Genomic DNA, 6,477 nt, shown 5'->3' with positions numbered 1-6,477 from the left:
TGGTGGAACCCAGCGTGCCGATCCCCGCCCCGAGCAGCACGGTGGAGGCGGCGACAACCGGATCGAACCGGGCGGCCAGCATCACCGGCACCAGCAGGGTGTAGAACGGCAGCGACTCTTCGGCCATGCCGTAAATGGTGCCGCCCGCGGCAAACAGCGCCATCAGGATCGGGATCATCCACTCCTCGCGTCCGCGCAGCCGGGTGGTGACGCGCTCGATCCCGGCGTCAATCGCCCCGGTTTTGGTGACGATCCCGAGGAATCCCCCGATGATCAGAATAAACAGCGCCACGTCGATCGCCCCGGCCTGGCCGGAGACCGGATCGTACAGCCCGGCGATGGGTGCCATCAGGACGGAAACCAGCCCCTGCGGATGCGCCGCCACGTGCGCGTAGGTTCCGGCAATCGGCACTTCTTTACCGAGGGTCTCGTTCATCGCCATCTGGTACTGGCCGGCGGGAACGACCCAGCTCAGCGCCGCCACAACGGCAATCAGGAAAAAGAGAATGGTGTAAGCGGAGGGAAACTTAAACTTGCCCATGATGTTCTCCTTAAACCCGGCGCACCCCGCGGCGCGCCGGGCGGTGATTAGTCGCCGAGTGTCGCCACCATGACCGCTTTAATGGTGTGCATGCGGTTCTCTGCTTCGTCGAAGACGATCGAGTTCGGCGATTCGAAGACCTCTTCCGTCACCTCCAGTCCCTTCAGCCCGTACGCCATCTCGATCTCGCGGCCCACTTTGGTGTGTTCGTTGTGGAACGCCGGCAGGCAGTGCATGAATTTGACGTTCGGGTTGCCGGTGGCCTTCATCACCTGGGCGTTAATTTGATATGGCTTCATCAGGCTGACGCGCTCGGCCCAGGCTTCCTTCGGCTCGCCCATGGAGACCCACACGTCGGTGTAGAGGAAATCGGTCCCCCGCACGCCTTCTTCCACGTCGTCGGTGAGGGTGATGCGCGCGCCCGTCTCTTTGGCGATGGCGCGGCACTGCTCAACCAGCCCGGCTTCCGGCCAGAAGGATTTCGGCGCGACGAGGCGGATATCCATCCCCATCTTGGCCGCGCCCACCATCAGGGAGTTGCCCATGTTGTTGCGCGCGTCGCCGAGATAGGCAAAGCTCAGCTCCGGCAGGGTTTTGCCCGGCGCATGCTCCAGCATGGTCATCAGGTCGGCGAGGATTTGCGTTGGGTGGAACTCGTCGGTCAGGCCGTTCCACACCGGTACGCCCGCGTACTCGCCCAGCTCTTCGACGATGGCCTGACCATAGCCGCGGTATTCGATGCCGTCGTACATGCGGCCCAGCACGCGGGCGGTGTCTTTCATCGACTCTTTATGGCCGATCTGCGATCCGCTTGGGCCGAGATAGGTGACCTGCGCGCCCTGATCGAATGCGCCCACTTCAAAGGCGCAGCGGGTGCGGGTAGAGGTTTTTTCAAAGATCAGGGCGATGTTTTTCCCGACCAGGGTTTGTTTCTCGCGCCCGGCTTTTTTGGCGGCCTTGAGCTCAATGGCGAGGTCGATCAGGTACTGGATCTCCGCCGGGGTGTAGTCCAGCAGTTTCAGGAAGTTGCGGTTTTTCAGGTTGATGGTCATGGCTAAATCCTTTTTAAAATGAGTGTTCAGTTACGAATCAACGTGCCTTTCTCGCCCGCGAGGATCTCCGCGCCGTCGGCCAGCGCGCCGATCCCGGCAATGCCGTTGCAGGCTTCAACAAACTCGCGGCAGGCGGCCACTTTCGGCCCCATCGATCCGGCGTCGAACTGCATGCCTTTGAGCAGCTCCGGCGTCACCTGTGCCAGCGGGCGCTGGGTCGGCTTGCCCCAGTCGAGGTACACCGCGTCGGCGTCGGTGAGGATCAGCAGGGCGTCGGCCTCGATTTGCCTCGCCAGCAGGGCGGCGGAGAGGTCTTTGTCGATCACCGCCTCAATCCCGCGATAGCCGTTGGCGTGTTCCACCACCGGCACGCCGCCGCCACCGTTGCAGATCACCAGGTGGTCGCGCTGGATCAGCGCCGTGATGGCGTCGCTCTCGACGATGCGCTTCGGCTGCGGTGACGGCACCACGCGGCGGACGTAGCTGCCGTCGGCCTTAAACACCCAGCCTTTCTCCGCGGCCAGCGTTTTTGCCTGGGCTTCGCTGTAGACCGGGCCGATGTACTTGGTCGGGTTGCTGAAGGCCGGGTCGGCGGCGTCCACTTCTACCTGCGTGAGCAGAACGCTAACCTCGCGCTGCGGCAGGCTGTTTTTCAGCGCCTGCTGGAGCATGTAGCCGATCATTCCCTGGCTTTCGGCGCCGAGAACGTCCAGCGGGTAGGGTGTGACTTTGTCGTAGGCGCTGTTTTGCAGCGCCAGCAGCCCGACCTGCGGCCCGTTGCCGTGCACCAGCACCACGCGCCACTGCGCCGTCAGCCCGGCGATGGTGCGGGCGGCCTGCTCGATGTTCTGGCGCTGGATCTCTGCTTCCAGCGGCTCGCCGCGCTTGAGCAGCGCGTTGCCGCCCAGGGCCACAACCAGAGTGGGTTTTCGTTCCATGATGGCTCCTTTAAATTTCGTCGCGTTCCAGCGGGCAGCTCATGCAGCGCGCGCCGCCGCGGCCGCGTCCGAGTTCGTCGCCCGGGATGGGCAGCACGGTGATACCCGCTTTGTCATACTTCTCGTTGGTCCAGACGTTGCGCTCGTAGCCGATCACCACGCCGGGGCGGATGGTCAGCACGTTGTTGGCGTCGTTCCACTGTTCGCGTTCGGCCTCAAAGGCGTCGCCGCCGGTGGTGATCAGACGTACCTGGTTAATGCCGAGCGCTTTCTCGATGGCGTGCAGCAGGTCGGTTTCCTGGGTGCGCAGCAGGCCGCCGCGTCCGTCCGGGGTGAGCGTCCAGCACTGAGCGTCTTTGCGCACCACTTCCGGGTAGACGGAGAAGGTATCCACGTCGATGTGGGTCATGACGGTGTCGAGGTGCATGCAGGAGCGGTGTTTTGGCAGCTCAACGGCGATCACGCGCTCGGCCTGGCGGTGTTTGAACAGGCTGTTGGCGAGGAACTCCACGCCCTGCGGCGTCGTGCGTTCGGACATGCCGATCAATACCGCGCCGCGGCCAATCACTAATACGTCACCGCCTTCTAAGGTGGCGTGGTCGTAATTAATATTCTCGTCGCCGAAATACTTAATAAAATCGCCGTCGGCGAACGCCGGGTGCCAGCGATATATTGCCCGCAGGTTATTGGTTTCGCGCTGACGGGCCGGTTTGGCCATTGGGTTAATAGAGACGCCGTTATAGATCCAGCAGGAGGTATCGCGGGTAAATAAATGGTTCGGCAGCGGCTTCATAATAAAATCATTCGCCGTGTGGGTATCCACCACCATATTTTTAATGGCCGCCGGAATTTCGCCGTAGGTTAATCCGCCGCTTAATCTGCGCGCCAGTTCACGGTGTGGCATATCCGCCAGCCAGCCGCGAACGTCGCCGGCAAAGGTGGGGCCGAGGCGGTAGTCGGAGATTTGCGTCTCCAGCAGCCAGGCTTTCGCCTCTGCAATATCAAGGGTTTGTGTCAGAAGGTCGGTCAACAGCAGGACTTCCACACCCTGCTCGCGCAGCGTGTTTGCGAAGATGTCATGCTCCTCACCCGCCCGCTCAACCGAGAGCACGTCATCGAAAAGGAGCTCCTGACAGTTTGATGGCGTGAGACGCTTCAGACTTAAATTAGGGCGGTGCAGCATAACGCTACGCAATTGACCAATTTCAGAACCGACGTAATGCTTTTCCATAATTATTCCTTTAACTGTTTTTCAGAATAAAAAGGGCATGCGCCATGTAACGCATTTAATTTCATGGCGACTAAGCTCAATTGATTTCGTAATTCATACTAGGCAGTTAAATAATCCGTATTGTGATATTGCTCACGCGAAAATGGATATTATGCGGTTTGTTTTCATTAGCATGATTCGCATCAGATAATGATTAATTTCATATTGTTGAGGGGTGAATAGCTAAGCAGGATCCGGTGGCATTATTTGAGGTTGTTATTATTTTGTAGATTTTAATCTTTTGACATATATTTTTATGTGACTGATTTTAAACGATAAGAGTCATGGGTGAGAATGGCTATGCAATTAACGTAATTAACTATTTTTGACTTAAGAAAAATCAATAAATAATTATGGTTTTTTAGAGCAAATTATCAAAACAGCAAAGTGTGAGGCGGCAACAGGTTTTGTTAATTAGATAGCATGATCAAGAGGTTAGAGCAGCCGTGCGATAAGCGCCGATCGAGGTTATGCATAACCCCTGCATAAATGCCCGGGCAGGATTAACAGTGAATTAACACCTTTCCCGATAAACATGCGCTCGCGCAAACCTCGTCCAAAAAGGGCTGGTATGGCAGCCGGGATTCTCGTATAAAAGATAAAAATGAAACATTGTTTTATATTGAGGGTTGAAACATGATTATCGGCAACATTCACCATCTGCAGTCCTGGCTGCCTGACGATCTGCGTCAGGCCATTGAGCACGTCAAAGCCCACGTCACCGACGCCACGCCGCTCGGGAAACACGACATCAACGGCAACAGCCTGTTTTATCTGGTCTCTGAAGATACAACCCAGCCGTTCGCCGAGCGTCGCGCCGAGTACCACGCGCGCTATCTGGATATTCAGATTGTGATGAAGGGTCAGGAAGGGATGACCTTCAGCACCCTGCCGCCCGGCACGCCGGACACCGACTGGCTGGCGGACAAAGACATCGCGTTCCTGCCGGAAGGCGAGCAGGAGAAAACCGTGGTGCTGAGCGAAGGGGATTTTGTGGTGTTCTGGCCGGGTGAGGTGCACAAGCCGCTGTGCGCGGTGGGGGCGCCTGCTAAGGTCAGGAAAGTGGTGGTGAAGATGCTGGTAGAGTAACCCTTACCCCTCACCCTAACCCTCTCCCCAAAGGGGAGAGGGGACTGCACCGAGCCATCTTTTCCCCCTCGCCCCTTTGGGGAGAGGGCCGGGGTGAGGGGCAATATGTGATCCAGCTTAAATTTCCCGCACTCCTTCTTCATCTCTCATTTACCTGCGCTTTTCCTGCGTCATAGTATGATCGTTAAATTAATGAACGCTGTTCTATAATGTAGAACAAAATGATTCAGCAAGGAGATCTCATGCCGCAGTCCGCGTTGTTTACGGGAATCATTCCCCCTGTCTCCACCATCTTTACCGCCGACGGCCAGCTAGATAAGCAGGGCACCGCCGCGCTGATCGACGATCTGATCAAAGCAGGCGTTGACGGCCTGTTCTTCCTAGGCAGCGGCGGCGAGTTCTCCCAGCTCGGCGCCGAAGAGCGTAAAACCATTGCCCAGTTTGCGATCGATCATGTCGATCGTCGCGTACCGGTCCTGATCGGCACCGGCGGCACCAACGCCCGGGAAACCATTGCGCTCAGCCAGCACGCGCAGCAGGCGGGGGCGGACGGCATCGTGGTGATCAACCCCTACTACTGGAAAGTGTCGGAAGCGAACCTGATCCGCTATTTCGAGCAGGTGGCCGACAGCGTCACGCTGCCGGTGATGCTCTATAACTTCCCGGCGCTGACCGGGCAGGATCTGACCCCGGCGCTGGTGAAAACCCTGGCCGACTCGCGCAGCAACATCGTCGGCATCAAAGACACCATCGACTCCGTCGCCCACCTGCGCAGCATGATCCACACCGTCAAAGCCGCTCACCCGCACTTCACCGTGCTCTGCGGCTACGACGATCATCTGTTTAATACCCTGCTGCTCGGCGGTGACGGGGCGATCTCGGCGAGCGGCAACTTTGCTCCGCAGGTGTCGGTGAATCTTCTGAAAGCCTGGCGGGATAAAGACGTGGCGAAAGCGGCTGAGTATCATCAGACCCTGCTGCAAATCCCGCAGATGTATCAGCTGGATACGCCGTTCGTGAACGTGATTAAAGAGGCGATTGTGCTCTGCGGCCGCCCGATCTCCACGCACGTGCTGCCGCCCGCGTCACCACTGGACGCGCCGCGCAAGGCACAGCTGAAAACCCTGCTGCAACAGCTCAAGCTCTGCTGAGCCGGACGATAACCATGACCATCGAGAAGATTTTCACCCCACAGGACGATGCGTTTTATGCGGTGATCACCCACGCGGCGGGGCCGCAGGGCGCGCTGCCGCTGACCCCGCAGATGCTGATGGAATCCCCCAGCGGCAACCTGTTCGGCATGACGCAGAACGCCGGGATGGGCTGGGACGCCAACAAGCTGACCGGCAAAGAGGTGCTGATTATCGGCACCCAGGGCGGCATCCGCGCCGGGGACGGACGCCCGGTCGCGCTGGGCTACCACACCGGCCACTGGGAGATCGGCATGCAGATGCAGGCAGCGGCGAAGGAGATCACCCGCAACGGCGGGATCCCGTTTGCGGCCTTCGTCAGCGATCCCTGCGACGGCCGTTCTCAGGGCACGCACGGCATGTTCGACTCCCTGCCGTACCGCAACGACGCGGCAAT

5 protein-coding genes and 2 pseudogenes are annotated in these 6,477 nt (G+C 58.8%); 3 read left to right on the top strand and 4 right to left on the bottom strand.

The window, feature by feature from the left end:
• The 4 genes and pseudogenes from DOU50_RS01580 to arcA all read right to left on the bottom strand — a co-directional run.
• Window positions 1-541: pseudogene (locus tag DOU50_RS01580) on the bottom strand (YfcC family protein); the annotation flags it as partial.
• A 47-nt stretch (window positions 542-588) separates the two neighbouring features.
• Window positions 589-1,593, bottom strand: a complete 1,005-nt coding sequence (gene argF, locus DOU50_RS01575) for an ornithine carbamoyltransferase (protein ID WP_032651476.1) — start codon at window positions 1,591-1,593, stop codon at window positions 589-591.
• Window positions 1,594-1,619: 26 nt separating this feature from the next.
• Window positions 1,620-2,531: a carbamate kinase gene (arcC, locus tag DOU50_RS01570; protein WP_148768609.1), complete on the bottom strand. Its 912-nt coding sequence runs from the start codon at window positions 2,529-2,531 to the stop codon at window positions 1,620-1,622.
• A 10-nt stretch (window positions 2,532-2,541) separates the two neighbouring features.
• Window positions 2,542-3,762, bottom strand: coding sequence for an arginine deiminase (arcA, locus tag DOU50_RS01565; protein WP_048999498.1), 1,221 nt, complete (start codon window positions 3,760-3,762; stop codon window positions 2,542-2,544).
• A gap of 675 nt (window positions 3,763-4,437) precedes the next feature.
• Here arcA and DOU50_RS01560 point away from each other — a divergent pair.
• From DOU50_RS01560 to DOU50_RS01550, 3 genes and pseudogenes are all read left to right on the top strand, one after another.
• Window positions 4,438-4,890 carry a YhcH/YjgK/YiaL family protein gene (locus tag DOU50_RS01560; RefSeq protein WP_148768608.1) on the top strand — a complete coding sequence of 151 codons (453 nt, stop codon included), beginning with the start codon at window positions 4,438-4,440 and terminating at the stop codon, window positions 4,888-4,890.
• Between the two features lie 242 nt (window positions 4,891-5,132).
• Entirely contained in the window at window positions 5,133-6,041 is a 909-nt protein-coding gene (gene yagE, locus DOU50_RS01555; RefSeq protein ID WP_032651481.1) for a 2-keto-3-deoxygluconate aldolase, read from the top strand.
• Window positions 6,042-6,055: 14 nt separating this feature from the next.
• Window positions 6,056-6,477, top strand: a pseudogene (locus DOU50_RS01550) (YjhG/YagF family D-xylonate dehydratase); the annotation flags it as partial.

It is taken from the genome of Enterobacter sp. C6 (assembly GCF_008122455.1).
Classification (GTDB): domain Bacteria; phylum Pseudomonadota; class Gammaproteobacteria; order Enterobacterales; family Enterobacteriaceae; genus Enterobacter; species Enterobacter pseudoroggenkampii.
Note: the sequence above shows the minus strand (reverse complement) of the source record. Positions and strands in the feature narration are given on the sequence as shown.